A 25798-nucleotide genomic window follows, 5' to 3' on the forward strand; every position below is an offset into this window, starting at 1 on the left:
GACGGTGGCGCGTACGTCGCCGGGCAGGTCGGTCCGGCATCGGCAGCATCCTGCCCCGGTCGCTGGTCGGCTGGTTGCGGCTTCGCCCAGACTGCTGGGCTATGGAGCGGGAACGCCGACCATGATCAACACAGGCCCCCAGCGGGTGCCAGCCGCACCGCGCTGCGGTTTAGCATCACGGGCATGAGCTCCAGCCTCGACACGTTGCCCAAGATCGGCGCGCCGGCGACGCGGGCGCTGAACATCGCCGGTTACACGACGCTGCGGCAGCTTGCGGGCACCCCGCGCGCAGAGTTGGCCAGGCTGCACGGCGTCGGGCCGAAGGCACTCGGGATCATCCAGAGCGCGCTGGAACAGCACAACCTCAGCCTGGGTTAGGGCTGGCCACCCGACCAGGTGATCAGAGCTTGACGACGCCGATGACGTTCTCCACCGGCACCGCTCCAACTCTCCGGAGGGCCACGTCTCCGGTGGGGTGAACACCACGACGTCACCGGTACGCGGCTGGTAGTTGCCCGGCTCCACCACCTCGGCGACGAAGTGGTGGAGCCTTCGCTGAGCGTCGGCTCCATCGAAGCCGACGACATCCGGTAGCGCTTGTCCGGACGGATCTCACCGACCGACCCACAGGCGGTCAGCGCGACGACGAGCGGGCGGATCATGCCAGCCCACTGTCCGGCGATGCCGTCCCGATGGCGGCGGCTTCCTACACTCGCCGGCATGACCGCACCCCAGCTCTCCTGCCCGCTGTGTCGGGGCACGGAGTTCCAGCAGGAAGAGGCCCGCCAGGACAGCCGGTGGGGGTTCACGAGCCACCGCATGACCCTGATGATCTGCCGCCGTTGCCGGTACGTGCTGCACTTCTACGACCGTCACAGCATCTTCGACTTCGACTGAGCCCGCCTGTGGACAACTCGCACCTTGTCCACAGGCCGAGCCCGGATGGGCAGCTCAGCTCCCTAGACTCGACGGCGTGCCCGAGATCGTCCAGCTGCTGGCCTCACCCGTCCACCGTCTCGTGGGCCGGCCGGCGGACGGTCCCGCCCCGGCCCCGCCGAACGAACTGGTCGAGGCGATCACGATCCGGGCCGGCCTCGGCGTCGTGGGTGACCGCTACTTCGGCAAGCCGGCGCACCGTGCCGCGAGCGTCACGCTCATCGCGCGGGAGTCGCTGCCGCCCGGTGTCGACCTGGTGCAGGTCCGCCGCAACATCCTGACCGTCGGCCTCGCCGTGGACGAGCTGGTCGGGTCGGTGTTGACCCTGGACTCGGGGGACGGCCCGGTGCGGCTGCGGGTCAACCGCCCGGCGAACCCGTGCGCCTGGATGGACGTCACCATCGGCCCGGGTGCGTTCAAGGCCCTGCGCCGCCGGGGCGGCGTCCGCTGCACACCGCTGGACGACGGCGTCCTGCGGGTGGGGCCGGTCGCGGTGACCGTCGAGGAGGCCGATCCGGCGTGACCGGGCTCAGCGGTGTCGGAGCACGGCGGCCGTGCGTACCATCTCCGGCTCGACCACGAACCGTCCGGTGATCACCGTGGGCGGGTCCGCGACCGGCGCCGCCGCGACCTTCGCCGGTGAGATCCGCGCGACGAAGGTTCCGGAGGACGGGTCCAACTCCACCACCGCGTCGTGGAAGTCCAGCCAGCTGCCCACGATCGGATGCCAGACCTTGTAGACGGTCTCCTTCGCGCTGAACAGCACCACCGGCCAGGACACCCCGACGGGTAGCCGTGCACAGTGCTCCTCCTCCTGCGAGGAGCAGATCAACCGGCGTACCCCCGGGTCGAGCTGTTTGTGCCGCTCGGCGTCGATGCCGACGGACCGGACCTCCACGGCGCGGGCCACGGCGGCTGCGCAGTAGCCGCGGGTGTGGGTGATGGTGCCGACCAGGCCGGCCGGCCAGGCCGGCGAGCGGTCGGGCGACGACGTGACCGGCAGCGGCGGCAGACCGAGCGCGGCCATCGCCCGCCGGGCGCAGACGCGCCCGGCGGTGAAGTCGCGGCGCCGGGTCTCGACCGCCCGTTCGCCCAGGCAGACAGCCTCGGCGGAGAGCAGCTCGCCGGTCCAGTCGCCGGCCGCGGCCACGGCCACCGCGACCTCCGGCGGCAGCAGGTCACGCATCGACAACCCCCCAGGAGTACGCGGACAGCCCCGCCCGCCCGACGCCGACCGGGTCGGTTCCGGGCGGCCGGTGCGGCAGGTGCCGGCCGGTGCGCGGGGCCGGCACCTGGTCGACGGTCAGGGTCGGAACGGTGGCCATGGTCGGTCAACGTACCGCAACCGTGTAACGCCGGAGAGTCCCAGCGCGCTGAACTGTGCGTCTCCTGGGGATCGGCGCCATCCACTCTCGACCCCGGGCCGGCCTGCGTCGGTGTGGGGATCCGTAAGGGGGAGCGCGATGAACGGTGGTGGGGATTCCTCGTTGTCCGGAGCGGACGACCACATCCCGCTGACGCCTGATTGGACCTGTGGTCGGTGCGGGGAGGACTGGCCGTGCCCGCCCAAACGCAGCCAGCTGCTGCACGAGTACGGGGTGGACCGCGCCATGCTCACGGTCTACCTGGGGTCCTGTCTGGCCGCCGCCACCGAGGACCTGAAGGGCCTGCCGGGCACGAACCTGCAGGACCGGTTCATCGGCTGGCTGCCGCGCCCCCGCCGGATGCACTGACCCGGACGTGAGCGCGGGCCGGAACGGCGGACGGTCCGTCCCGGCCCGCGCCGCTCATTGGGGGGTCACCTCGCGGCACCCACCCGGTCGGGCCGCTGGCCGGGCCGAGGCGGAGCCGGCCGGTCGGGCGTCCTACCCGGGCGGACGCGTGGCGTCCATGGCACGAGACTCGGCCGCCGACCGGCACTGAGATCCTCGATCCACCCGAGCAGCAGCACGAACGCGGCGAGGATCACCAGAGCCACCGCGAGGTATCCGACCTGCCCGATCCGCCAGACGTCGAAGCGGTCCCCCACGACGAAGCAGACCGCGATCGCGGCGTTGTGCCACAGGTAGATCGTCAGCGCGCGCCGGTTGAGTGCGGTGACCAGCCGGTCGAGGAGGCGGGCCCGGGCCAGCCACGCCATCGCGGGCCGGACCCGGAGCAGCAGCAGCACGAAGGCGAGGGAGTAGAACGCCTGGGCCACCGGAATTTCGTTCAGGTCCAGCCCGCCCTCGGGGTGGGTGAGCACCCACCCGACCCCCATCGCCGCGCACGCCCCGGCCAGCACCATCAGGACCGCCACGGGCAGCCGGCGCAGGTGGCCGTCGCGGTGGGCGAAACCGACGATCCAGCAGGCACCGAAGGTGGCGAGATCGGTGGCGGCGGAGTCGACGACGACGCGGCCGAGCGACGGCGCCGCGGTCTGCAGCAGCACGATGGTGGCCAGCGGGAGGAGCACGGTCGGCACCGGCCAGCGACGGTAGAGGCCGAGCAGCACGGGGGAGAGCAGCACCAGCCACACGTATGTGACCAGGTACCACAGCACTCCGGTGACGTTCCGGGCCCACTCGCTGCCCGGTGGCTCGGCAAGGGGAACCAGCCAGGTGAGGAATGCCGGCCACGCCGGACGGTCGGACCAGCCGTGCCAGAGCATGACCGGCACCAGCACCGCGCCCATCGCCCACAGGGCCGGCAGGAGGCGCCGGAGCCGGGAGTTCACGGCGTCGCCCGGCGCCCGGTCCAGTGACCGCGCCATCAGGGAGCCGCCCAGCGCGAACATGACCCCCATGGCCGGGAAGACGAGGCTGAGCCAGGCCGCGCCGAACATGTGGTAGGCGACCACCCGGGCGAGGGCGACCGCCCGCAGCACGTCGAACCACCGGTCCCGGCCGGCCCCCGCCCCGTCCGGGCCCGCCGCGCGGTCGGCGGCGCCGACGACCTGCTGTCGCGGGTCGGTGGCCGGGTCGCCCGCCCGCTTGAGCTTCCGCCACCGCAGCCGGGTGCCGGTCAGCGCGGTCACCGCCGACCGGACCAGCACCAGGTACATCAGCTGGCGGTACGCGAACTGCTGCAACGGGAGCGTCACCAGGGAACCGAGGCGCTCCCGGTCGAGCCGGAAAGCGATCAGCGCGGTGACCGCCTGGAGCGCGAGCATCGCCACCCACGCCACCGCCGTCTCGGTCGAGCCGAGGAAGAAGAGCCCGTAGACGGCCATCAGGTCCAGGACCGGCCCGAGCAGCGGCAGCAGCACGCCGTACAGGGCGAGCAGCGGCAGGCCCCGGCGGCCGAACCGGCCGGAGGCACCCCGGTCGACCAGCGCCCGGCGGTGCTTCCACATCGCCTGCATGGTGCCGTAGCTCCACCGGTAGCGCTGGCGCCACAACTGACCCACCGTGCCGGGCACCTCGGTCCAGGCGCGGGCCTGCTCCTCGTACACCACGCGCCAGCCGGCCCGTAGGACGGCCATCGTGACGTCGGTGTCCTCGGCGAGGGTGTCGTCGCTCATGCCGCCGGCGGCGAGGAGCGCCCGACGGCGGAACGCCGCGATCGCCCCCGGCACGGTCGGCATGCAGCCGAGGGTCTCGTAGAGCCGGCGGTCCAGGTTGAACCCGATGACGTACTCGATGTGCTGCCAGCGGCCGAGCAGGCCGTGCCGGTTGGCCACCTTGACGTTGCCGGCCACCGCCCCCACCGACGGATCCCCGAACGGCTGCACCAGCCGGCGGACGGAGTCGCGTTCGAAGACGGTGTCGCCGTCGACCATGACGATGATCTCGTGCCGGGCGTACATGATGCCGGTGTTGAGGGCGCTCGACTTGCCGCCGTTGGGCTTGCGGACGACGCGGACGTTGGGTAGTCCGAGCGCGTCCACCAGGTCGGGAGTCCCGTCGGTGGATCCGTCGTCCACCACGATCACCTCGACCCGGTGGTCCGACCCGGCCAGTGACCGCACGCTGGTGACGATGCCGGCCTGCTCGTTGTACGCCGGCACGATGATCGACACCGGCTCGGTGACGCGTAGCCCCCACGACCAGTGGGGTGACCGTCTTCGCCGGGCGTGCCGGACGGCGAGGACGAACAGCAGCAGTGTGCGGAGCAGCATCAGCACTCCGACGACCAGGAACATCACCTTCAGCGCCGTGACGAACAGGTCGGCGACGTGCACCGCCACCACGACCGCTGAGGCCCGCCACCGGTCGACCGTTCCGACCGGTACGTTGCCGGCCAGGGCCGGGGCCGGGGCCGCGTCGTCCCTTCCCCGGGCCCGGTTCACTCCTTCGCTGATCGTGGTGAAGGTGTAGCCGCGGGCGGTCATCGCGGGGATGAAGAGGTCCAGGGCAGCCACGGTCTGGGCCCGGTCGCCGCCGGCGTCGTGCAGCAGCACCACGGCGCCCTGTCCGGCGGGCGGAGTCATGTTCCGCACGATGGCGTCCGTGCCGGGCCGGGCCCAGTCCCTGCTGTCGACGTCGTTGACCGCGGTGAGGTAGCCCTGCCGACCGGCCTCCCGGACGGCCGCCCACGCGCCGTCGTCGATCGCTCCGGGCATCGAGGAGTACGGGAAGCGCAGCAGGTTGGTCCGGACCCCCGCCGTGCTCATGATGGCCGCCTGGGTCTGCGCGTACTCCAGCCGCCGCTGCCAGCCGGGCAGCACGGTCGGGTCGGGATGGCTGAAGGTGTGCACCCCGAGTTCGTGGCCCTCGGCCGAGATCCGTGCGGTGAGGCGGGGGTTACGGGCGACCTGGGAGCCGACGACGAAGAAGGTGGCCGGCGTCCGGTGCCGGCGTAGCACGTCGAGCACCTGCGGTGTCCACACCGGATCCGGCCCGTCGTCGAAGGTCAGCGCGATGGTGCGCGGGGGCACCCGGTAGGAGGTCGCCCGTCCGTCGACGGTGTCGATCACCGGACCACCCGAGAGGATCGCGGCGGGCACCGTGCTCTGGTCGCCGACCTCCCGCACATGGTCGGGGGTGAACTTCGAGTTCGCGTACGCCTCCACGGCCAGCACGCTGGCCACGACGACGAGAAGCGTCGTCCAGACCATCCAGCCGATGCGGAGGCGGGACCGGGGTGGATCGGAGTGGTGGCGTGCGGGGGTCGTCGGTGTGGTGGAGAAGAGCATCAGGCGGGTTACCTCGCGGTGAAAGCGGTGAGAGTGGTGCCCGTGACCACGGAACCGGTCCAGTTCTCCGGGGACGGGGTGCTGGTGACGGCCGGATCCGGCGTCGGCGGCGGAGCCGTCGGGGACGGTGTGTCGGTGGGCTCACCGGTCGGCCGGGGCGGCGGAGGCGCTGACGTCAGACCGGGCGCGGGCAGCGGTGTCGGCATCGGTCCGACGACAACGGGTGCGGGCGGGACGAGCGTGTCGGCGTCAGGCTCGCCGTGGCTGGGCGGATTCGCGACCGATCGGCCCTCCGGCCCCGGTGCGTCCTCGACGCCGGCGGGCTCCGCCGGCGGAGCGATGGGCAGGGCCACCACCGCCCCCGGAAGGGCGGGGGGCTGATCGCCGATCTCCATCGTCGGGGCGGCGTCGAGGTGCGGCGTTCCGCCGATCGGTACCGCCGGTCCGGTCAGGGCGGCGAGGGCGACGATCGGGAGGTAGGCGAGGGAGCCGGACGCGACGAGAAGGCCCCAGCGGCGAACCAGGCGATGCCGTCGCCCGGTGACGTCGACGAAGACCGGTGCCAGCGGCGGGTGGAGGACCGGATGCGATCCACTCAGGACGGACGAGGGCTCGTCGTGATGGGTGTGAGTAGCCACTCAGACGAGGCTAGATAGGTGATTAGTGGTTTATGTCCAAGTTGTCATCGTGGTCCGGCTGGCGCTTACAGAAGATGAACATACGGAAGGACCGCGCAGGCAAGGCTGAACGTGACGGCCGGATCAGGTATGACAAAAGGGCGCAGGAGGTTCGATGTCTCCGACGGTCCGGGTGGTGAGTGCCGTCGCATATCGCCACCCGTCCCTCGTCGGTCAGTACGCGTGGGTCACCGTGACGGTGACGTTCGAGCAGGAGTTGCCCCAGCTGGTCAGCGCGCTCTTCTCCGCGCTGTCGACGGTCAGCCGCCAGCGGGTCTTCACCGCCGTCCACTCACGGACGTAGCGGCACTTCTCGTGGGTCGGCATCCAGGTGGTGGGGTCCTGGTCGCCCTTGGCCTGGTTGACGTTGTCGGTGACCGCGACCAGCGAGCGCGCGTCGCCGAGGTCGTTGGCGAACGCCTGTCGGCGCGAGGTGGTCCAGTTGCGGGCGCCCGAGTCCCACGCCTCGGCGAGTGCGACCACGTGGTCGATGTCGAGGTCCGACGGGTTGGTCCAGGAGGCCGCGTCGTAGTAGGAGTACCAGCGCCCGCCGCTGAGGTAGCAGCCGGAGCCGACCGAGGGCACCGTGGTGGCCTCGGCGATCAGCACCTCGTACCGGGCGTTGCAGCCGTCACCGTCGGCGTCGATCCAGTGCGGGAACAGGTCCCGGGAGTAGCCGGTGCGAACCTCGGACGCGACCGGCAGGTCGGCGATGAGGGTGCGCAGCGGCACCGAGACGCTGGCGGCCCGGCGGGGGCGGTCAGGCCGAGGGTCGAGAGGGTGACGGCGGCCAGCAGGCCACCGATCCAGCGGAGGGTGCGGGTCATCGCGGACTCCATCGGTCGTCGGGGGATGCCGACAGTGCAGTCGGGCCGGGTTCCCACTGATCCGACGGTGGATGGCCAGCGAGCGAAATTGGTCGATACGTTCGGAGAACGTGCCCGAGAGCCCGGATCGCGGTCGAGAATCGTCGGGACACCTTCGCCGATCCGCCATGTTTCCGGGCGATAGCCGTCCGTCAGTTTCCCGACGTAAACCTTCCGGCCGGCGTGGCATCGGTCGGAAATCTGACCCAACTCGACCCGTTGTGCCGGTCGTGCACTGTGGTTAAGCTTGCTCGTGCGCGCCTCAATCGCCCGCTTCCCCCGTGGCAGGCGATCGGGGCGCGCCCTAACGGTGAAAAGGGCCCACACGCTTCAGCGTGTGGGCCCTTTTCCGGTCGTCCATCGGGTCGCGGTCCGGGCGGAGGCGGCCACGCCGGGCCGCCTCCGCGCCGGGTCACCGCCCCTCAGATCCAGCGGCCGTCGAGCCACATCCGTGCCGACCATTCGTCGTACGGGATCAGCTCCGCCACGAAGATCGGATAGAAGTACGCGAAGCACAGCGCGACCAGCAGCACGTACGCCCCAGCGATGACCCCGCCGACCAGCCGGCGGTCCGCGGTGGTCTCCGCCAGCGCGGTGGTGGTGTCGTCGGGTGGCCCGCCCGGCGTGGCGATCGCACCCAGCACGTAGGTCACCGCCAGCACCAGGAACGGCAGGGCCGGAGCGGTGTAGAAGGAGAACATGGTCCGGCCGCCGTCGAGGGCGAACCAGAACCAGGGCAGCAGCCCGGCCCCGGCGACGAGCAGGATCGCGCCCGCCCGCCAGTCCCGCCGGGCGAGCCCGAGCCAGGCGAGCGCGGCCAGCGCCGGCAGGAACGACCACCAGAGCAGCGGCGTGCCGAGCAGCAGGATCTCCGAGGCGCAGGACGGTGCACCGCAGGCGCCCTCCCCGGACCAGTAGAAGGCGACCGGGCGGCCCAGCAGCAACCACTGCCACGGCCACGACTGGTACTTGTGCGGATCGTCCAGCGTCGAGTGGAAGCCGTACGCGGCCTTGTGATACTCGTACAGGTTGTGCAGCGCACCGATGACCGGGGTGTCGCTGAGCGGGGCCGTGGGCCACCGCTGCGCGTCGGGCACCCGGTAGTAGCCCTCGTCGCCGAGCAGCCAGCCGGACCAGGTGGCGACGTAGGTGACGACCAGCAGCAGACCGGCGACCACCATCCAGGGCAGCTCGTCCAGTGCGGTGTCCCGCCACGGCCGGCGCACCCCCGCGGAGCGGCGCACCCCGACCTCCCAGAGCAACACCAGCAGCGCGAAGGCCGGCAGGAAGTAGAGCGCGCTCCACTTCACCGCGCAGGCACAGCCCAGCAGCACCCCGGCGGCGAGCCGCCACCACGGCCAGGTCCGCCAGCCGCCGGCCGGGCGGCCGGCCCGGCCGGGTCGGGTCGGGTCGAGCCCGGCGTCCAGGGCGCGGGCCCAGCGTCGCCGCCGGGAGTCCCGGTCGAGAACGAGGGCGCCGAACGCGGCGAGCACGAAGAACAGCAGGAAGATGTCGAGCAGCGCGGTGCGTGACAGCACCAGGTGGAAGCCGTCCAGGGCGAGCAGCAGACCGGCCGTGCAGCCGAGAAGCGTGGACCGGAACAGCCGCCGGCCGATGCGCACCAGCAGCAGCACCGACAGGGTGCCGACCAGGGCGGCGGAGAAACGCCAGCCGAACTCCGGCGCGGTGGTGACGATGTGCCCGGGGACCGAGATGCCGTGCTCGGTGTCGGAGTAGCCGAAGGCCCACTCGCCGAGCCCGATGAGCCACTTGCCCAGCGGCGGGTGCACCACGTACGACGGGCCACCGTCCTTGTAGTTCCACTCGACGCCCTTGTCGACCAGAGCCCACGCGTCGCGGGCGTAGTAGGTCTCGTCGAAGATCTTGCCGGGCGGGTGGCTCAGGCCGACGAACCGCAGGATCGCCGCGATCGCGACGATCACCCCGGTGGCGAGCCAGGAGCGTCCGTCGAGTCGGGCCTCGACCGTGGCCAGGCGGCGCCGGACGATGTCGGGCACGCCGCCACCGGATGCGGCGGAATCTCCGGCGGTGGTCTCGGTGGGCCGCTGCGGGTCGTCGCCGTCGGGCCCGGAGTGCTCCGGCCCGGCCGGGCCCGCGCTGTGCGCTGTGGACGCCTGGGTCACCTGGCGATCGTAGGCTGCGAAGGTGACCGGTGGCGCCCGTCGTCCCCGAATCCGGAACCAACGTCGATGAAGGAGCACCAACTCGTGGGTGAAATGTCCGACACCGGGCGCCTGATCCTGCTGGGCGCGCCGCTCGGCAATCCCGCCGACGCCTCCGCGCGACTCCGGCAGGTGCTCGCCACCGCCGACGTGGTGGCCGCCGAGGACACCCGACGGCTCACCCGGCTCGCCCGGGACCTCGACGTCACCGTCGAGGGCCGGATCGTCTCCTACTTCGAGGGCAACGAGGAGCGTCGTACGCCGGAACTGGTCGAGGCCCTCGTCGGCGGTTACGTGGTCGCCCTCGTCACCGACGGCGGCATGCCGAGCGTCTCCGACCCCGGCTACCGGCTGGTCCGGGGCGCCCTGGACGCCGGCGTGCCGGTCACCTCCGCCCCCGGCCCGAGCGCGGTGACCACCGCCCTCGCGCTGTCCGGGCTGCCCAGCGACCGGTTCTGCTTCGAGGGCTTCCTCCCCCGCACCCCGAGCGGCCGCCGGTCCCGGCTGCGCGCCCTCGCCACCGAGGAACGCACGCTGGTCCTGTTCGAGGCGCCGCACCGGATCACCGGCGCGCTCGCCGACCTGGCCGCCACGTTCGGCCCGGACCGGCCCGCCGCGCTGTGCCGGGAGCTGACCAAGACGTACGAGGAGGTCGTCCGCAAGCCGCTCGGGGACCTGGCCGACTGGGCGGCGGCGCAGGAGCCGCGCGGAGAGATCACCCTGGTGGTCGCGGGCGCACCGGAGATCGCCGCGGAACGCCCCGACGACGACACGTTGCGCGCGGCGGTCGCCGACCGGGAGGCCGCCGGGATGTCCCGGCGCGACGCGATCACCGACGCCGCGACGGCGTACGGGCTGCGCCGCCGCGACGTCTACGGCGTCGTACACCGCTGACGTGAAAGGAAGGGCCCCTTCTTAACGCCTGGTGTAGAGGAAGGGCCCCTTCTTAACGCAGCGCGTTAAGAAGGGGCCCCTCCTTTCACCGCTCACCAGGCGGCGGCGAGGAAGCCCACGGTGATCAGCAACGGGCCGGCCAGCCCGGCGCCGACCGCCCAGCGGCGGGCCCGCGGGTCGGCGAGTCGGGCCGCCCCGGTCCACCGGACGATCCCCACCGCGCAGCCCAGCACCGTCACCAGGCCGAGCAGCCAGCGCAGGTGCCCCTTCGCGCCGGTGTCCGCGTACGCGGTGGCACCGTCCGGGCCGGTCATCCGGGCGGCCACCGTCGCGCCCGGCGTCGCCCGCTCCCGGGGCACTCCGCTGACCGCGACGCCGTGCGCGAAGAACCGCTCCCGCTCGGCGACGAAGGTGCCCCGGCACCGCTGGCCGAGCCCGCCCCCGGTGCAGTCGTCGATGACCACCCGGCCCGGCGTGGCGTGCCCCACCGCCAGCCAGAACGGCGCCGCGCTGACCCAGGCGAAGAACGCCGCCGCCAGGCTGAGCGCCACCAACGCGGCGAGCCCGGGCAGTGGATCCGGCGGGTGGGCCCGACGGGCGGGCCGGGTGGGCCGCCACCGCAGGACCCGGGTCAGCCAGTGGTCCCCGCGTGGCTCCTCCCGCACCGGCGTACCGTCCCAGTGCACCTGCTCGATCGGTGCCCACGGCGCCTCGTCGGCGTCGGTGGGCGTACCGCCGTCGGTGGAACGCCCACGGCGGAGCCGGCGCGGCTGGCGTAGCGGGGCCCGGCGCGGCAGCGCGTCGACCGGCGCCCCCGTCGTCGGCTCGACCTCGACGGCGGCCTCCGGCTCGGGCGCCTCCACCGGCCGATCCGGCGGGACCGCCGGCACCGGCCGGGGGTGCGGTGCCACCGTCCCGCCGCGCGCCGGCGGCCCGACCGGGTCCCGGCGTCCGCCCGCCGACGGCCCGGTGGGACGCTCGTCGTGGTCCCGCGCCGCTCGTCTGCTACTCACGGTGACCATTGCACACCGGTACGCGGCGGGTGCCCCGCAGCTCAGGCCGCGTGTCGGCGACAAAACGGACCGATGGCGGACCCGGTCGGGGTCGACCCGTCGACCCGCCCGGCCTATTGGTTCGCGGCCCTCCCCGACGGGTCACTAGGCTTGCTGGTCATGAGTCACGTTCTCGCCGCGGTAGCCTGGCCCTACGCCAACGGCCCGCGCCACATCGGCCATGTCTCCGGTTTCGGCGTTCCCTCCGACGTCTTCGCCCGGTACATGCGCATGGCCGGCCACGACGTGCTCATGGTCTCCGGCACCGACGAGCACGGCACGCCCATCCAGGTGCAGGCCGACGCCGAGGGCGTCAGCCCGCGCGAGCTGGCCGACCGTTACAACCGGGTGATCGTCGAGGACCTCCGCGGCCTCGGCCTGTCCTACGACCTGTTCACCCGGACCACCACCCGCAACCACTACGCGGTGGTGCAGGAGCTGTTCGAGGGGATGTACCGCAACGGATACATCGTGCCGAAGACCACCATGGGGGCGATCTCCCCGTCCACCGGCCGGACCCTGCCCGACCGCTACATCGAGGGCACCTGCCCCATCTGCGGGTACGACAGCGCCCGCGGCGACCAGTGCGACAACTGCGGCAACCAGCTCGATCCGATCGACCTGATCAACCCCAAGTCGAAGATCAACGGGGAGACCCCGAAGTTCGTCGAGACCGAGCACTTCTTCCTCGACCTGCCGGCGCTGGCCGACGTGCTGCGGCGGTGGCTGGACGACCGCGAGGGCTGGCGGCCCAACGTGCTGCGGTTCTCGAAGAACCTGCTGGACGACCTCCAGCCCCGGGCCATCACCCGGGACCTGGAGTGGGGTGTGCCGATCCCCCTCGACGGCTGGCGGGAGCGCGGCGACAAGCGGATCTACGTCTGGTTCGACGCGGTGATCGGCTACCTGTCCGCGTCCGTCGAGTGGGCCCGCCGCTCCGGTGACCCTGAGGCCTGGCGGAAGTGGTGGTCCACCGACGGTGAGGGCAAGGACGCCCGCGCCTACTACTTCATGGGCAAGGACAACATCGTCTTCCACTCGGTGATCTGGCCGGCGCTGCTCTCCGGCTACTCGGGCGAGGGCGCGAAGGACGGCGAGCCGGGTGCGCTGGGACGGCTCAACCTGCCCACCGAGGTGGTCTCCAGCGAGTTCCTGACCATGGAGGGCCGCAAGTTCTCCTCGTCCCGCCGGGTCGTCATCTACGTCCGGGACTTCCTGGAGCGGTACGACGCCGACGCGCTGCGCTACTTCATCGCCGTGGCCGGCCCGGAGAGCAACGACACGGACTTCACCTGGGCGGAGTTCCTCCGGCGCAACAACGACGAGCTGGTCGCCGGCTGGGGCAACCTGGTCAACCGGTCGGTCTCCATGGCGGCGAAGAACTTCGGCGCGATCCCGCCGGTGGACCCCGCCGGTCTCACCGGGGCCGACGAGGCGCTGCTGGCGGTGGCCCGGGCCGGGTTCGCGACCGTCGGCGAGCTGATCGGGAAGCACCGGCAGAAGCAGGCGATCGGCGAGGCGATGAAGGTGGTCGCCGAGGCCAACCGCTACCTGTCCGAGCAGGCCCCGTGGAAGCTCAAGGACGAGGCGGACAAGCCGCGGATGGGCACCATCCTGCACGTCGCCCTCCAGGTGGTCAGCGACGCCAACACGCTGCTCACCCCGTTCCTGCCGCACTCGGCGCAGAAGGTCCACGAGCTGCTCGGCGGCACCGGTGTGCACGCGCCGATGCCGGTGGTGCAGGAGGTCGACGACCTCGACGGCGGGCCCGCGTACCCGGTGCTGACCGGTGACTACACGGTCGGCGCGCGCTGGGAGTCGGTTCCGCTGGAGGTCGACCGGCCCCTCGCGGCGCCGAAGCCGGTCTTCCGCAAGCTCGACCCGTCGATCGTCGACGAGGAGCTGGCCCGCCTCACCGCCTGACCCGCGACGGTCCCGGGGGCGTCAGCCCCCGGACCGTCGCGCGTACGGTGGCGCGGTCAGGCGCGGGCCATCGTGGGCGACCCGATGAACTCCAGGATCGCCTGGTTCACCTCGCGGGCATTGGTCCACGGGGTGCCGTGCGGAGCGCCCTTCAGGGTGATCAGCTGGCTGCCGGGCAGCATCGGCTGCAGCCGGGCGCCCGTCTTCGGGTACGGCAGCACCGCGTCCTTGTCGCCCTGCACGATCAGCACCGGCACGTCGATCCGGGTCATGTCGGCGCGGAAGTCGGTCTGCCAGGCGTCGACGCAGTCGTGGGTGCCCTTCGCCGAGGCGCGGGCGCCGATCTCCCAGTGCGCCCGGAACGCCTCCTCGCTGACCAGCTTGCCCTTGTTCTCCTTGTAGTTGAAGAACGCCTCGCAGAACTGGGTCAGGTAGGCGAACCGGTCGGCGATGATCGCGTCCTGGAAGCCCTGGAAGAGGCTCTTCTCGACCCCTTCCGGGTTGTCCGCCGTCTGCAACAGAAACGGCGCCAACGGGGCGAGCAGCACCGCCCGCTGCACCCGCTGCGAGCCGTACGTGCCCAGGTAGCGGGTCACCTCACCGGTGCCCATCGAGTGACCGACGAGGACCGTGTCCCGCAGGTCCAGCTCGGTCATCAGCACGTCCAGGTCGGCCGCGAACGTGTTGTAGTCGTACCCGAACGTCGGCTGGGCGGAACTGCCGAAGCCGCGCCGGTCGTACGTGATCACCCGGTATCCGGCGTCGAGCAGGGCGATGGTCTGTTTCTCCCAGCTCGCCCCGTTGAATGGGAATCCGTGGATCAGCACGATCGGCTGGCCGGACCCGTGGTCCTCGTAGTACAGGTCGATCGGCGCGGAGTTCTCCGTCCCCACGGTGATGAAAGGCATGCGTGTCTCCCGAGGTCGCGCTCCCTGATCGGTCGCGGCCCGCATTCCCACCTCGCCCGCCGATATGTCCCGCGGTTCTACAGCGCGTACGGGTGGTCCACCACGCGGTCGTCGACCACCTCCGTCCCCGGTGCCCAGGTCTCGTAGACGCCCCGCTCGTGGCACTGCGCCCCGGTGGTCGCCACCGACTCCGGATCCGGCCGGCACAGCCGCAGCCGCAGCCAGCCGGCCTCCTCCCGCAGCACCAGGCAGAGCACGCCGCGCCACTGGCCGAAGCGCACCCGCCGGGCCGCCGAGTCGACCGGGTACCGGGCCGCCCGGGTCATCGCCAGTACCCGGAACCCGCCGGGCATGTCCGCCACCGCCTCGTACTCGCCGCCGGCGTAGCCGCCGACCAGCTGCGTCGAGCGGGGCGTCTCCCCGGTGGGCACGTACTCCTGGTCGGGAGAGAGCCCCGGCACCGCCGCCAACAGGTGCCGCCACTGCGGACCCACCATGCGCAGCCACCCGCGCTGCTCGGCCTGGTAGGTGTAGAGCACCACCTCCACCCCGTCCGTCGGGTAGGCGATCAGGGTGGCGTTCGCCGGCATCGGCAGGTCGGCGAAGTCCCGGGTGACGAACTCGGGGATCAGCTGGCTGTTGCTCGGCACGAAACCGGTGCCCAGCACCGGCGCGCCGAGCCGGTCGCGAGGCGCCAGCAGGGTCAGTCCGTGGTGCTCCGCGCCGGCCGGCACGTCGTAGTCGGACGGGTCCGCGGCCCGCCAGCGCAGCGCGTACGTCACATCGGTGCCGTCCCGGGCGCCCGCGCCGTCACTGCGCAGCACCGCCGTGCCGGCCGGGGTACGCAGGTGCGCGACGTCGTGCTCCCGGTAGCAGAAGCCGTGCGGCAGCCACCCCCGTACGTAGCCCCCGAGCTGCCGGGCGGAGAGCACCTTCACCATCCGGGTGCCCGGCCGGATCGTGGCCGACGCGCGGACCGTGCGCAGCAGCCGGTCGCCCGCCGCGCCGGGCTGCTGGCTGAGCTGGTGCACGTGCGTCCAGCCTCGCTCCCGGTGCAGCGGCACCAGCAGTTCCGCCTCCGGCTCCTCGGCCGGCTCCACCGCCCCGTGCACGGCGGTGACCTCGGTGACGTGCACGAACCTTCGCCAGGGCAGAGCACTGCCGGGCCGGGGCGCCCACTCGAAGCCGGCCACCTCGTCCGCACTGAACAACTCGTACGCCGCGCCGCGCGCGATCTCCTCGGCCGGGTACACCGCGCCGCCGTACGCCACGTGCAGGCCGGTCCGCTCGCCCGCGGACCCGCTGGCCTGGGGAGTGGTGGTCACGTCCTCACCCTTTCGGCTCGCTCACGGGGCGACGCTAGGCGCGTACGGCGTAGGCGGGGTGAACGAGGAATGGCCGCCGGATGGACAAACCCGATGTGTGATGCTTGCCGCGATGAGCGAGCAGACCGAGTCCCGCAAGCAGCGCGCCGCCCGCCGGGCCGGCGAGTTCCCGCCCCCGCCGGAGGCGCTGCCCCGTCCCGTGCCGGACAGCCACACCCACCTCGACATCACGGTCAGCGAGGCCGGCGTGCCCGGCGGCGGGGCCGCCGACGACCCGGTGGCGGCGGCGATCGACGTGGCCGCCCGGGTCGGTGTCGACCGGCTGGTCCAGGTGGGCGTCGACGTGAACTCCTCCCGGTGGGGTGCCGACGTCGCCGGGAAGTACGGCGCCGTGGTCGCGACCGTCGCCCTGCACCCCAACGAGGCACCCCGGCTGTCCGACCTGGACGAGGCGCTGCGCGAGATCGAGGCGCTCGCCGCCCGCGACCGGGTCCGCGGGGTCGGCGAGACCGGCATGGACTTCTTCCGCACCGGCGACGAGGGGCGGGCCGCGCAGGAGGAGAGCTTCCGGGCGCACATCGCCATCGCCAAGCGGTACGGCAAGGCCCTGGTCATCCACGACCGGGACGCGCACGCCGACGTGCTGCGGATCCTCGACGACGAGGGCGCTCCGGACACCGTGGTCCTGCACTGCTTCTCCGGTGACGCCGACTTCGCCGCCGAGTGCGTCCGCCGGGGGTACGTGCTGAGCTTCGCCGGGACGGTCACCTTCGGCAGCGCCGTCGCGCTGCGCGAGGCCGCCGCCGTCACGCCGCTCGAGCAGATGCTGGTGGAGACCGACGCCCCGTACCTCACCCCGATGCCGCACCGGGGCAGGCCCAACGCGTCGTACCTGATCCCGCTGACCGTACGGTCGCTCGCCGCCACCACCGGCACGGACCTCGACGCCCTCTGCGCCGCGCTCTCCGCGACCGGCGACCGCGTCTTCGGCCCCTGGTGAAAGGAAGGGCCCCTTCTTAACGCCAGGCGTTAAGAAGGGGCCCTTCCTTTCACCGCAGGAGGTCCGCATACGCTACGGGGTGTGACCGGTCTCCTCGGCCCGGCGGAGATCCGGGACCTCGCCTCCCGACTCGGCGTGGCACCCACCAAGAAGCTCGGCCAGAACTTCGTGCACGACCCGAACACGGTCCGCCGCATCGTCACCGCCGCCGGCCTCAGCCCGGACGACGTGGCGCTGGAGGTCGGCCCCGGCCTCGGGTCGCTCACGCTGGGCCTGCTCCCGGTCGCCGCACACGTGCACGCCGTGGAGATCGACCGGACGCTGGCCGGTGCCCTGCCGGAGACCGCCGCCCGGCACGCCGGCCCGGACGCCGCCCGGCTCACCGTGCACCACGCCGACGCGCTGCGGATCACCGCCGCCGACCTGGCCGACCCGGCGCCGACCGCGCTGGTGGCGAACCTGCCGTACAACGTCGCCGTGCCGGTGGTCCTCAATCTGCTGGCCGAGCTGCCCACCCTGCGGCACGGCCTGGTCATGGTGCAGAAGGAGGTCGCCGACCGGCTCGTCGCCGGTCCCGGCTCCAAGGTGTACGGAGTGCCGTCGGTGAAGCTCGCCTGGTACTCCCGCGCCCGCGCCGCCGGCCGCGTCCCGCCGAACGTGTTCTGGCCGGTGCCGAACGTCGACTCCGGCCTGGTCGCCTTCACCCGCCGCGAGCCGCCCCGCGCCGACGTACCCCGGCAGCGGGTCTTCGCCGTGGTGGACGCGGCGTTCGCGCAGCGGCGCAAGACCCTGCGCGCCGCGCTGGCGGGCTGGGCCGGCGGCGCGGACCGCGCCGCCGCCGCCCTCACCGCCGCCGGTGTCGATCCCGGCGCCCGCGGCGAGTCCCTCACCGTCGAGCAGTTCGCCGCCATCGCCGCGTCGGCTCCGGCCCCCGCACCCACCGCCGGTTAGGCTGGCGCCGTGCCCGCCGAGGGCCCACCGCACGTGTACGCGTAGGACCTGGTCGACGGCCGGTACGGACCGGTCGCCGACGCCCCCCGAGGAGCTGACCGTGACCAAGCCGTTCGACATCCGCCGGTGCCCGCGGGACGTCGCCCCGTGACCGAGGCCTGGCGACCGGACGACGAGGACGACCAGCGGCCGCGTGGGGCCAGCGGGCCGGTGAAGGTCCGGGTGCCCGCCAAGGTCAACCTGCACCTCGGGGTGGGTCCGCTGCGCCGCGACGGGTACCACGAGCTGAACACCGTCTACCACGCGATCTCGATCCACGACGAGCTGACCGCGCGGCGCGGCGACACCCTTACCCTGACGATGGAGGGCGAGGGCACCGGCGAGCTGGCCCTGGACGACTCCAACCTGGTGATCCGGGCCGCCCACGCCCTCGCCGGGTACGCGGGCGTCCTCCCGCACGCCCGCCTGCACCTGCGCAAGCAGATCCCGCTCGCCGGCGGGCTGGCCGGGGGCAGCGCCGACGCCGCCGCCGCGCTGGTCGCCTGCGACGCGCTCTGGGGCACCGGCCTGTCCCGGGACGAGCTGGCGGGCATCGCCGCCGACCTCGGCTCGGACGTGCCGTTCCTGATCCACGGCGGCACCGCCCTCGGCACCGGCCGGGGGGAGGCGGTCAGCCCGGTCCTGGCCCGGCCCACCTCCTGGCACTGGGTGGTCGCCATCGCCGACGGCGGGCTCTCCACCCCGGCGGCGTACGCGGAACTCGACCGGCTCCGCGAGACCGGCGCCGCCGGTGAGCCGCTGGGCAGCACCGACGCGCTCTTCGCCGCGCTGCGCCAGCGGGACCCCCGGGTGCTCGCCGCCACCCTCGGCAACGACCTCCAGGACGCGGCGCTCGCCATGCGCCCGTCCCTGGCGGCGACCCTCAAGGCGGGGGAGTCGGCCGGTGCCCTGGCCGGCCTCGTCTCCGGCTCGGGGCCCACCTGCGTCTTCCTCGTCGCGAACGAGGCCGACGCGGATCGGGTCGCCGCGGAACTGGACGCGGCCGGGGTGTGCCGGGAGGCCCGCGTCGCCCACGGCCCGGTAGCCGGCGCCCGCATCGTCTAACCCCCCTCCACCCGCCCCGGCCCCATCCACCCGCCCCGGGCAGTCGATCATGACGTTGTTGCCTGGCCCGTCGGCGCCGTCGCCGCAGCGACTTCATGATCACCGAGGTCGTCGGTCGGCGTCCGCGCGGCGCGCGTACGCTGGAAGGCCAGGCGTCCCCAGGTGCCCGCCGGCACCGGGACGCCTTGATCATGGGAGGGGTGCAGTGGCCAACATCGTCAACCTGGACCGGGTGTCCAAGGGCTACGGCGCCGCCGGGCCGCTGCTCACCGACGTCTCGCTCGGGCTCGACGACGCCGACCGCATCGGCGTGGTCGGCCTCAACGGCGCCGGGAAGTCCACCCTGCTGCGGTTGCTGACCCGCGGCGAGGAGCCGGACGACGGCCGGGTCACCCACCGCCGTGACCTGCGCGTCGCCTGGTTGCCGCAGACCCTGCACCTGTCCCCGGACGCCACCGTCCGGGACGTGGTCCTCGGCACCGAGTGGCTCGCCGAGAGCATGGGCGCCGAGCACGAGTGGGCCGGCGACGCGGGGGTCCGCGCGATCCTCGACGGCCTCGGTATGCCCCACCTCGGCCTCGACCAGCCGATCGGCCCGATGTCCGGCGGCGAGCGCCGCCGGGTGGCCCTCGCCGCACTGCTCGTCCGCGAGTCCGACCTGCTGATCCTCGACGAGCCCACCAACCACCTCGACGTCGGCGGTGTGGACTGGCTCGCGAAGCACCTCCTGTCACGCAAGGGCGCCCTCGTCGTGGTCACCCACGACCGGTGGTTCCTCGACGCGGTCTGCACCACCACCTGGGAGGTCGGCGACCAGGCCGTCCGCGCGTACGAGGGCGGCTTCGCGGCGTGGACCCTGGCGCGTGTCGAGCGGGAACGCGTCGCCGCGGCCACCGAGGCCCGCCGTCAGAACCTGCTCCGCAAGGAGATCGCCTGGCTGCGGCGCGGCCCGCCGGCCCGGACCTCCAAGCCGCGCTTCCGCATCGACGCCGCCAACGCCCTCATCGCCGACGTGCCGCCGCCGCGCGACACCATGTCGCTGCAACGGCTCGCCACCGCCCGGCTCGGCAAGCAGGTGTACGACCTGGAGCACGTCCGCCTGCACGCCGGCCCGAAGACCATCCTCGACGACACCACCTGGCAGGTCGGGCCGGGCGACCGGATCGCCATCCTCGGCGCCAACGGGGCTGGCAAGACCACCCTGCTGCGGATGCTCGCGGGTGTCACCCGCCCGGACGGCGGCCGGTTCGCCGTCGGCTCCACGGTCCGTCCCGCATTCCTCTCCCAGGAGCTGGGCGAACTTCCCGGCCACCTGCGGGTCCTCGAAGCCGTCGAGGAGGTCGCCCGGCGGGTGCAGCTCGGCGACCGGGAGATCTCGGCCGCCCAGCTCGCCGAGGTCTTCGGCTTCGAAGACCGGCGGCTCTGGACCCCGGTCAGCGACCTGTCCGGCGGTGAGCGGCGACGGCTCCAGATGCTCCGGCTGCTCGCCACCGAGCCGAACGTGCTCCTCTTCGACGAGCCGACCAACGACCTGGACACCGACACCCTCGCCTCGCTGGAGGACCTGCTCGACTCGTGGCCCGGCACGATCATCGTGGCCAGCCACGACCGCTACCTGATCGAGCGGGTCACCGAGTCGGTGTTCGGGATGTTCGGCGACGGCCGGCTGGTGCACCTGCCCGGCGGCGTCGACGAGTACCTGGCCCGCGCGGCCGGCCGGCCCGGCCCGGCACCCACCACGGCGGCTCCGGCCGCGACGGCGGACGCGCCGGCCGCCACCGGCATGTCCGCCGCCGAGGCACGCCAGGCCCGCAAGGAGCTGACCAGGCTGGAACGGCAGATCGGAAAGCTGGAGCAGAAGGAGACCGCGCTGCTGGACCAGCTGGCCGCGAACGCCACCGACTACGCGAAGGTCGCCGACCTCGACGCGCAGCTCAAGGAGGTACGCGCCGAGCGGGAACGCACCGAGGAGACCTGGCTGGCGCTCGCCGACGAGATCCCGCCGGTCTGATCCGGCGGTGGCGCCGGGCTGGGGGCCCGTGTGCGGCGTCACACCTCGACATGCGGGACAATCGTGCCCGACCCCTCACCCGAACGGCGTTGGAGACTCAGACATGGCCCACACCCCCGTGAACCACCCCGCGCGGCCGATCTACCGGGCGATCGGCGGGCTGACCGGTCTGTACCTGGTGGCCTTCGGCGGGCTCGGCGTCATCGCGAGCGCCGGGAACGACCTCCTCGCCCAGGACGACACCCAGGTCCTCGGCCAGGGGACGAACCTCGGCTTCTCGCTGCTCAGCATCCTGCTCGGCGGCGTGATCCTCGCCGGCACCGCGATCGGCCGCAACCTCGACGTGCTGATCAACCAGTGGCTGGCGTACGCCATCATGGCGGTCAGCCTGGCCGGCCTGGCCTTCATCCGCACCGAGGCGAACATCTTCAACTTCAGCGTCGTCACCGTGATCGTGCTGATGGTGATCGGCCTGGTCCTGCTGATGGTCGGCATGTACGGCAAGGTCGGCACGGAGGACGAGAAGGAGGCCTGGCAGAAGGCCCGCCTCGTGCTCTGAGCCTTCCCGGTCCCCGTTCCTTCGCCGAGCCCGACCCGCGCGCCGGGTGGTCCGCTGACCACCGCGCGGGTCGGGCTCCGGCGATTCGGCCGACACCGGCAACGCTTCCGAGGGACAATCCCCTCAATTGCCATCACTGGGGCGGAGGCGTCATGGCGCACTTTCCGGTCAACCACCCGGCGCGGCCGATCTACCGGGTCCTCGCCGGACTCATCGGCCTCTACATCCTGGTCTTCGGCGTGTGGGGCGTCGCTCTGACGGTCGGCGACCCGCTCTTCGACCGGGGCGACAACTGGGCGCTCGGGCTCCGCACCAACCTCGCGTTCTCGCTGGCCTCCGTGGCCTTCGGGATCGTCCTGATGGTCGGGGCGTCCCGCCGGGGCAACCTCGGCCACTACATGAACCTGACCGCCGGCATCGTCTTCCTGGCCACCAGCATCCTGATGATGTCCGTGCTCCAGACGTCGGCCAACTTCCTCAACTTCTCGATGTCGACCGTCATCGTGTCGATGATCTTCGGGCTGGTCCTGCTCGGCACCGGCCTGTACGACAAGGTCGGTCCCGAGGAGCACGCCGAGGCCGAACGGCGCAACCGCAACCACCCGGTCAGGGAGGCCCAGGCCCGCTGAGGGGCACCGCCCGGCGCGTCAGCGCCCCCGCACCGTGATCAGGCCCGGCTTCGCCTCCAGGTGCGACAGCCCGTTCCACGCCAGGTTGACCAGGTGCGCGGCGACCGTCTCCTTGCGCGGCTTGCGGACCTCCAGCCACCACCGGCCGGTCAACGCCACCATCCCCACCAGCGCCTGCGAGTACAACTCCGCCAGCTTCGGGTCGTACCCCCGGCTGGAGAACTCGGCACCCAGGATGTGCTCGACCTGGTGCGCCACGTCGTTCATCACGCTGCTGAAGTTGCCCGTCGCCGACAGCAGCGGTGACTCCCGCACCAGCACCCGGAAACCGCTGGTCTCCTCCTCGATGTACGTCAGGAGGGTCAGCGCGGCCTGCTCCAGCAGCTCACGGGGATGCCCGGCGGTCAGCGCGGTGCTGATCCGGTCCAGCAGGCTGCGCACCTCCCGGTCCACCACGACCGCGTACAGGCCCTCCTTGCCGCCGAAGTGCTCGTACACCACCGGCTTGGACACCTTCGCGCGTGCCGCCACCTCCTCGATCGACGTGGCGTCGAAGCCGCGTTCGGCGAAGATCTGCCGGGCGATCGAGATCAACTGCTCGCGGCGCTGCGTCGCGGACATGCGTACGCGGGGCGGTGTCTTGGCCGCTGGCGGGCCGGCACGGCGCCGGCGCGGGGTGCTCTCGTCGCCGGAACCATCCGCCATGTCGTCACCTCGTGGGCGCTCGATGACGCCCGGTCGTGGGATCTTGCCGGTCACCCGGCCATACTGCCAGGTAACCTCGCCGACGAGCCTCCGCTTTACCGCGCGGCGTCCGCTTCGACAGGCGGCGTGGAAACGAACTTCGTGTCCTCTCGGGGTAGGCGCTAAGCTGTTGACGATCCTTCGGCCGTGGTGTAATTGGCAACACCCGGGTCTTTGGTACCCGTATTTCAGGTTCGAACCCTGGCGGCCGAGCTGTCCCCAGAAGTCCGATTCGTTCCCTGGGGTAATGGGCAGGGTTGCCCAGTGGCGTGGTTAGCATGACGGCGAGACTGTCGCCGTCCCGACTGGAGCCACGTCGTGTCCCAGCCCCACCTCCGCACCGTTGTCGTGCTCGCCGCCGGTGAGGGCAAGCGCATGAAGTCGGCCCTGCCCAAGGTGCTGCACCCGCTGCTCGGTCGTACGCTCGTCGGTCACGTGCTGACCGCGGCCGCGCCGCTGGCCGCGAATCGCACCGTGGTCGTGGTCGGCCACGGCGCCGACCAGGTGCGGGCCCACCTGGCCGAGATCACGCCCGACGCCACGCCTGTGCTCCAGGCCGAGCAGCTCGGCACCGGTCACGCGGTCCGCATCGCGCTGGACGCCGTGCCGGACGTGACCGGCACCGTCGTGGTGCTCAACGGCGACGTGCCGCTGCTCCGCCCGGAGACGGTGACCGCGCTGGTGGAGGCGCACGAGGGTGCCGGCTCGGCGGCGACCGTGCTGGCGGCCGAGGTGCCCGACCCGGCCGGTCTGGGCCGGATCGTGCGCGACGCCGACGGTCGGCTGGAGCAGATCGTCGAGCAGCGCGACGCCACCGAGGCGCAGCGGGCGATCCGGGAGATCAACGCCGGGATCTACGCCTTCGACGCGGTCCGGCTGCGGGACGCGCTGGGCAAGCTCTCCACCGACAACGACCAGGGCGAGGAGTACCTGACCGACGTGTTCGGCCTGCTCGTCTCGGCCGGTGAGCCGGTGGGCGTGCACGTGGCGGCCGACCACTCCGAGACGCTGGGCTGCAACGACCGGGTGGAGCTGGCCGCGCTGCGCCGGCTGATGCGCGACCGGGTCAACGAGGCGTGGATGCGCACCGGGGTGAGCCTGCTCGACCCGGAGACGACATGGATCGACGTGACCGTGGCACTGGACCGGGACGCGGTGGTCGACCAGAACACCCAGCTGCGGGGCGGCACGGTCATCGGCACCGGCGCGCTGGTCGGGCCGGACGTGACGCTCGTCGACACGGTGGTCGGGGCGGGCGCGACCGTGATCCGTAGCCACGCGGTCGGCGCCGAGGTGGGCCCGAACGCCAGCGTGGGCCCGTACGCGTACCTGCGGCCGGCGGCCCGGCTGGCCGAGAAGGCCAAGGTCGGCACGTTCGTCGAGGTGAAGAACTCGGAGATCGGCGCCGGCTCGAAGGTGCCGCACCTGACGTACGTCGGTGACGCGACGATCGGCGAGCAGAGCAACATCGGCGCGGCGTCGGTGTTCGTGAACTACGACGGCGTCAACAAGCACCGCACGGTGATCGGCAGCCACGCCCGTACCGGGGCGGACAACATGTTCGTCGCCCCGGTGGAGGTGGGTGACGGGGCGTACACGGCGGCCGGTTCGGTGATCATCGAGAACGTGCCGCCGGGCGCGATGGGCGTGGCCCGGGCCCGGCAGCGCAACATCGAGGGCTGGGTGGTCAAGCGCCGGGCCGGCACGGCCGCCGCGGAGGCCGCCGAGCGCGCCCGGCGGGGCGGCGAGGGTGCGTCGAACCCGGGGTTGACGGCAAGTGAAGGTGAGGCAATCCACGGGGACACGGAGGCGGTGGGCCCGGCGTCCGGCGCGGGAGATACTGCAACCGACTAGTCCCCGGCCCGCCACCACCAAGCCGGGTACCACCGACCAACGGGAGCAGACGGGCCCATGGGCAGCATCGTCGCCGAAAACCGCAAGAGCCTGATGCTCTTCTCCGGACGTGGTTTTCCGGACCTGGCCAAGGAGATCGGCGAGGTGCTCGGCGTAGCGCCGACGCCGGCCGACGCGTACGAGTTCGCCAACGGCGAGATCTTCGTACGGTTCAAGGACTCGGTCCGTGGTTCGGACGCGTTCGTGGTGCAGTCGGTCACGCACGGCGTCAACACGTGGGTCATGGAGACCCTGATCATGATCGACGCGCTGAAGCGGGGTTCGGCGAAGCGGATCACTGTCGTCCTGCCGTTCTACCCGTACGCCCGGCAGGACAAGAAGCACCGCGGCCGGGAGCCGATCTCGGCGCGGCTGATCGCGGACCTGTTGAAGACGGCCGGTGCGAACCGGATCCTCACCGTGGACCTGCACACCGCGCAGATCCAGGGTTTCTTCGATGGGCCGGTGGACCACCTGTTCGCGATGGACATCCTGGCCGAGTACGTGGAGCACAAGTTCGCCGGCCGGCCGATGACCGTGGTCGCGCCGGACTCGGGCCGGGTGCGGGTGGCCGAGCGCTGGACGGACCGCCTGGGCGGCTGCCCGCTGGCGTTCATCCACAAGACCCGCGACCCGCTCAAGCCGAACCAGGTGGTGGCGAACCGCGTGGTCGGTGAGGTGGAGGGCCGGATCTGCCTGATCGTCGACGACATGATCGACACCGGTGGCACGATCACGAAGGCCGCCGACATCCTGAAGGAGTCCGGCGCGGCGGAGATCATCGTGGCCTCCACCCACGCGCTGCTCTCCGACCCGGCGACCGAGCGGCTGAAGAACAGCCCGATCAGCGAGGTCGTGGTGACCAACACGCTCCCGCTGCCGCCGGAGAAGCAGTTGGACAAGCTGACCGTGCTGTCGATCGCGCCGCTGCTGGCCCGGGCCATCCGCGAGGTCTTCGACGACGGTTCGGTGACGACCCTGTTCGGCGGTCTGAGCTGACGAGGTGACGGCTGCGGCCGGGGCGCGC

At 72.4% G+C, this 25798-nt stretch carries 24 protein-coding genes and 1 tRNA gene; 15 read left to right on the top strand and 10 right to left on the bottom strand.

Translation table 11 applies throughout. The features are described from left to right. The first annotated feature begins 183 nt into the window (after positions 1 to 183). The 3 genes from ACIBR0_RS09655 to ACIBR0_RS09665 all read left to right on the top strand — a co-directional run bounded on the left by ACIBR0_RS09655 (position 184) and on the right by ACIBR0_RS09665 (position 1459). Entirely contained in the window at positions 184 to 378 is a 195-nt protein-coding gene (locus ACIBR0_RS09655) for a DNA-binding protein (RefSeq protein WP_396713935.1), read from the top strand. Between the two features lie 342 nt (positions 379 to 720). Then, positions 721 to 897 (top strand): hypothetical protein, encoded by a 177-nt coding sequence (locus ACIBR0_RS09660; RefSeq protein WP_357034918.1) that lies wholly within the window; start codon positions 721 to 723, stop codon positions 895 to 897. 76 nt (positions 898 to 973) lie between these two features. Further along, the gene (locus ACIBR0_RS09665) at positions 974 to 1459 is read left to right on the top strand and encodes a molybdenum cofactor biosysynthesis protein (protein WP_396713937.1); all 486 of its coding nucleotides are present in this window, start codon (positions 974 to 976) and stop codon (positions 1457 to 1459) included. 6 nt (positions 1460 to 1465) lie between these two features. Here the strand turns inward: ACIBR0_RS09665 and ACIBR0_RS09670 are convergent, their stop codons facing one another. Beyond that, a complete protein-coding gene (locus ACIBR0_RS09670; RefSeq protein WP_396713939.1) occupies positions 1466 to 2122 on the bottom strand; it encodes a 4'-phosphopantetheinyl transferase in 657 nt (218 codons plus the stop codon). Continuing rightward, the gene (locus tag ACIBR0_RS09675; protein WP_396713941.1) at positions 2115 to 2261 is read right to left on the bottom strand and encodes a hypothetical protein; all 147 of its coding nucleotides are present in this window, start codon (positions 2259 to 2261) and stop codon (positions 2115 to 2117) included. Before ACIBR0_RS09675 ends, ACIBR0_RS09670 begins: the two co-directional genes overlap by 8 nt. 162 nt (positions 2262 to 2423) lie before the next feature. Between ACIBR0_RS09675 and ACIBR0_RS09680 the strand changes: the two genes are divergently transcribed. Further along, positions 2424 to 2669 carry a hypothetical protein gene (locus ACIBR0_RS09680; protein ID WP_396713943.1) on the top strand — a complete coding sequence of 82 codons (246 nt, stop codon included), beginning with the start codon at positions 2424 to 2426 and terminating at the stop codon, positions 2667 to 2669. 65 nt (positions 2670 to 2734) lie between these two features. Here the strand turns inward: ACIBR0_RS09680 and ACIBR0_RS09685 are convergent, their stop codons facing one another. From ACIBR0_RS09685 to ACIBR0_RS09700, 4 genes are all read right to left on the bottom strand, one after another. Further along, positions 2735 to 6052: a glycosyltransferase gene (locus ACIBR0_RS09685; RefSeq protein WP_396713945.1), complete on the bottom strand. Its 3318-nt coding sequence runs from the start codon at positions 6050 to 6052 to the stop codon at positions 2735 to 2737. Positions 6053 to 6060: 8 nt separating this feature from the next. Continuing rightward, positions 6061 to 6690: a hypothetical protein gene (locus ACIBR0_RS09690; RefSeq protein ID WP_396713947.1), complete on the bottom strand. Its 630-nt coding sequence runs from the start codon at positions 6688 to 6690 to the stop codon at positions 6061 to 6063. Between the two features lie 213 nt (positions 6691 to 6903). Continuing rightward, a complete protein-coding gene (locus ACIBR0_RS09695; RefSeq protein ID WP_396713949.1) occupies positions 6904 to 7461 on the bottom strand; it encodes an HNH endonuclease family protein in 558 nt (185 codons plus the stop codon). 556 nt (positions 7462 to 8017) lie between these two features. Beyond that, a complete protein-coding gene (locus tag ACIBR0_RS09700) occupies positions 8018 to 9739 on the bottom strand; it encodes a dolichyl-phosphate-mannose--protein mannosyltransferase (RefSeq protein WP_396713951.1) in 1722 nt (573 codons plus the stop codon). 66 nt (positions 9740 to 9805) lie between these two features. Here ACIBR0_RS09700 and rsmI point away from each other — a divergent pair, with 66 nt between their 5' ends. Then, positions 9806 to 10672, top strand: coding sequence for a 16S rRNA (cytidine(1402)-2'-O)-methyltransferase (gene rsmI / locus ACIBR0_RS09705; protein WP_396713953.1), 867 nt, complete (start codon positions 9806 to 9808; stop codon positions 10670 to 10672). 92 nt (positions 10673 to 10764) lie between these two features. Here rsmI and ACIBR0_RS09710 read toward each other — a convergent pair whose 3' ends face one another. Continuing rightward, a complete protein-coding gene (locus tag ACIBR0_RS09710; RefSeq protein ID WP_396713955.1) occupies positions 10765 to 11685 on the bottom strand; it encodes a hypothetical protein in 921 nt (306 codons plus the stop codon). Positions 11686 to 11844: 159 nt separating this feature from the next. Between ACIBR0_RS09710 and metG the strand changes: the two genes are divergently transcribed. Further along, on the top strand, positions 11845 to 13647 hold the full coding sequence (gene metG / locus ACIBR0_RS09715) for a methionine--tRNA ligase (RefSeq protein WP_396713957.1): 1803 nt from the start codon (positions 11845 to 11847) through the stop codon (positions 13645 to 13647). A gap of 56 nt (positions 13648 to 13703) precedes the next feature. On the opposite strand, the gene ACIBR0_RS09720 is transcribed toward metG, so the two are convergent. Further along, positions 13704 to 14555 carry an alpha/beta fold hydrolase gene (locus ACIBR0_RS09720; protein ID WP_396713959.1) on the bottom strand — a complete coding sequence of 284 codons (852 nt, stop codon included), beginning with the start codon at positions 14553 to 14555 and terminating at the stop codon, positions 13704 to 13706. A 77-nt stretch (positions 14556 to 14632) separates the two neighbouring features. After that, positions 14633 to 15880 (bottom strand): hypothetical protein, encoded by a 1248-nt coding sequence (locus ACIBR0_RS09725; protein WP_396713961.1) that lies wholly within the window; start codon positions 15878 to 15880, stop codon positions 14633 to 14635. Between the two features lie 100 nt (positions 15881 to 15980). Between ACIBR0_RS09725 and ACIBR0_RS09730 the strand changes: the two genes are divergently transcribed. From ACIBR0_RS09730 to ACIBR0_RS09755, 6 genes are all read left to right on the top strand, one after another. Beyond that, positions 15981 to 16880 (top strand): TatD family hydrolase, encoded by a 900-nt coding sequence (locus tag ACIBR0_RS09730; protein ID WP_396713963.1) that lies wholly within the window; start codon positions 15981 to 15983, stop codon positions 16878 to 16880. A gap of 81 nt (positions 16881 to 16961) precedes the next feature. After that, positions 16962 to 17831 carry a 16S rRNA (adenine(1518)-N(6)/adenine(1519)-N(6))-dimethyltransferase RsmA gene (gene rsmA, locus ACIBR0_RS09735; RefSeq protein WP_396713965.1) on the top strand — a complete coding sequence of 290 codons (870 nt, stop codon included), beginning with the start codon at positions 16962 to 16964 and terminating at the stop codon, positions 17829 to 17831. A 147-nt stretch (positions 17832 to 17978) separates the two neighbouring features. Next, positions 17979 to 18935 (top strand): 4-(cytidine 5'-diphospho)-2-C-methyl-D-erythritol kinase, encoded by a 957-nt coding sequence (locus tag ACIBR0_RS09740; protein ID WP_396713967.1) that lies wholly within the window; start codon positions 17979 to 17981, stop codon positions 18933 to 18935. Positions 18936 to 19140: 205 nt separating this feature from the next. After that, a complete protein-coding gene (locus ACIBR0_RS09745; protein WP_396713969.1) occupies positions 19141 to 20946 on the top strand; it encodes an ABC-F family ATP-binding cassette domain-containing protein in 1806 nt (601 codons plus the stop codon). 103 nt (positions 20947 to 21049) lie between these two features. Next, a complete protein-coding gene (locus tag ACIBR0_RS09750) occupies positions 21050 to 21505 on the top strand; it encodes a DUF4383 domain-containing protein (RefSeq protein ID WP_396713971.1) in 456 nt (151 codons plus the stop codon). A 152-nt stretch (positions 21506 to 21657) separates the two neighbouring features. Further along, positions 21658 to 22134 (top strand): DUF4383 domain-containing protein, encoded by a 477-nt coding sequence (locus ACIBR0_RS09755; RefSeq protein WP_396713973.1) that lies wholly within the window; start codon positions 21658 to 21660, stop codon positions 22132 to 22134. 18 nt (positions 22135 to 22152) lie between these two features. Here ACIBR0_RS09755 and ACIBR0_RS09760 read toward each other — a convergent pair whose 3' ends face one another. Then, complete coding sequence (locus ACIBR0_RS09760; RefSeq protein WP_396713975.1) at positions 22153 to 22839, bottom strand: TetR/AcrR family transcriptional regulator; 687 nt, start codon at positions 22837 to 22839, stop codon at positions 22153 to 22155. A 180-nt stretch (positions 22840 to 23019) separates the two neighbouring features. On the opposite strand from ACIBR0_RS09760, the gene ACIBR0_RS09765 reads away from it, so the two are divergent. From ACIBR0_RS09765 to ACIBR0_RS09775, 3 genes are all read left to right on the top strand, one after another. Further along, positions 23020 to 23091: transfer RNA gene (locus ACIBR0_RS09765), tRNA-Gln, on the top strand. 105 nt (positions 23092 to 23196) lie between these two features. Beyond that, positions 23197 to 24732, top strand: a complete 1536-nt coding sequence (gene glmU / locus ACIBR0_RS09770; RefSeq protein ID WP_396713977.1) for a bifunctional UDP-N-acetylglucosamine diphosphorylase/glucosamine-1-phosphate N-acetyltransferase GlmU — start codon at positions 23197 to 23199, stop codon at positions 24730 to 24732. Positions 24733 to 24789: 57 nt separating this feature from the next. Then, the gene (locus ACIBR0_RS09775) at positions 24790 to 25770 is read left to right on the top strand and encodes a ribose-phosphate diphosphokinase (RefSeq protein WP_357032121.1); all 981 of its coding nucleotides are present in this window, start codon (positions 24790 to 24792) and stop codon (positions 25768 to 25770) included. The last annotated feature ends 28 nt before the right edge of the window (positions 25771 to 25798 follow it).

The sequence above is a fragment of the Micromonospora sp. NPDC049497 genome, assembly GCF_044465805.1.
GTDB lineage: Bacteria > Actinomycetota > Actinomycetes > Mycobacteriales > Micromonosporaceae > Micromonospora.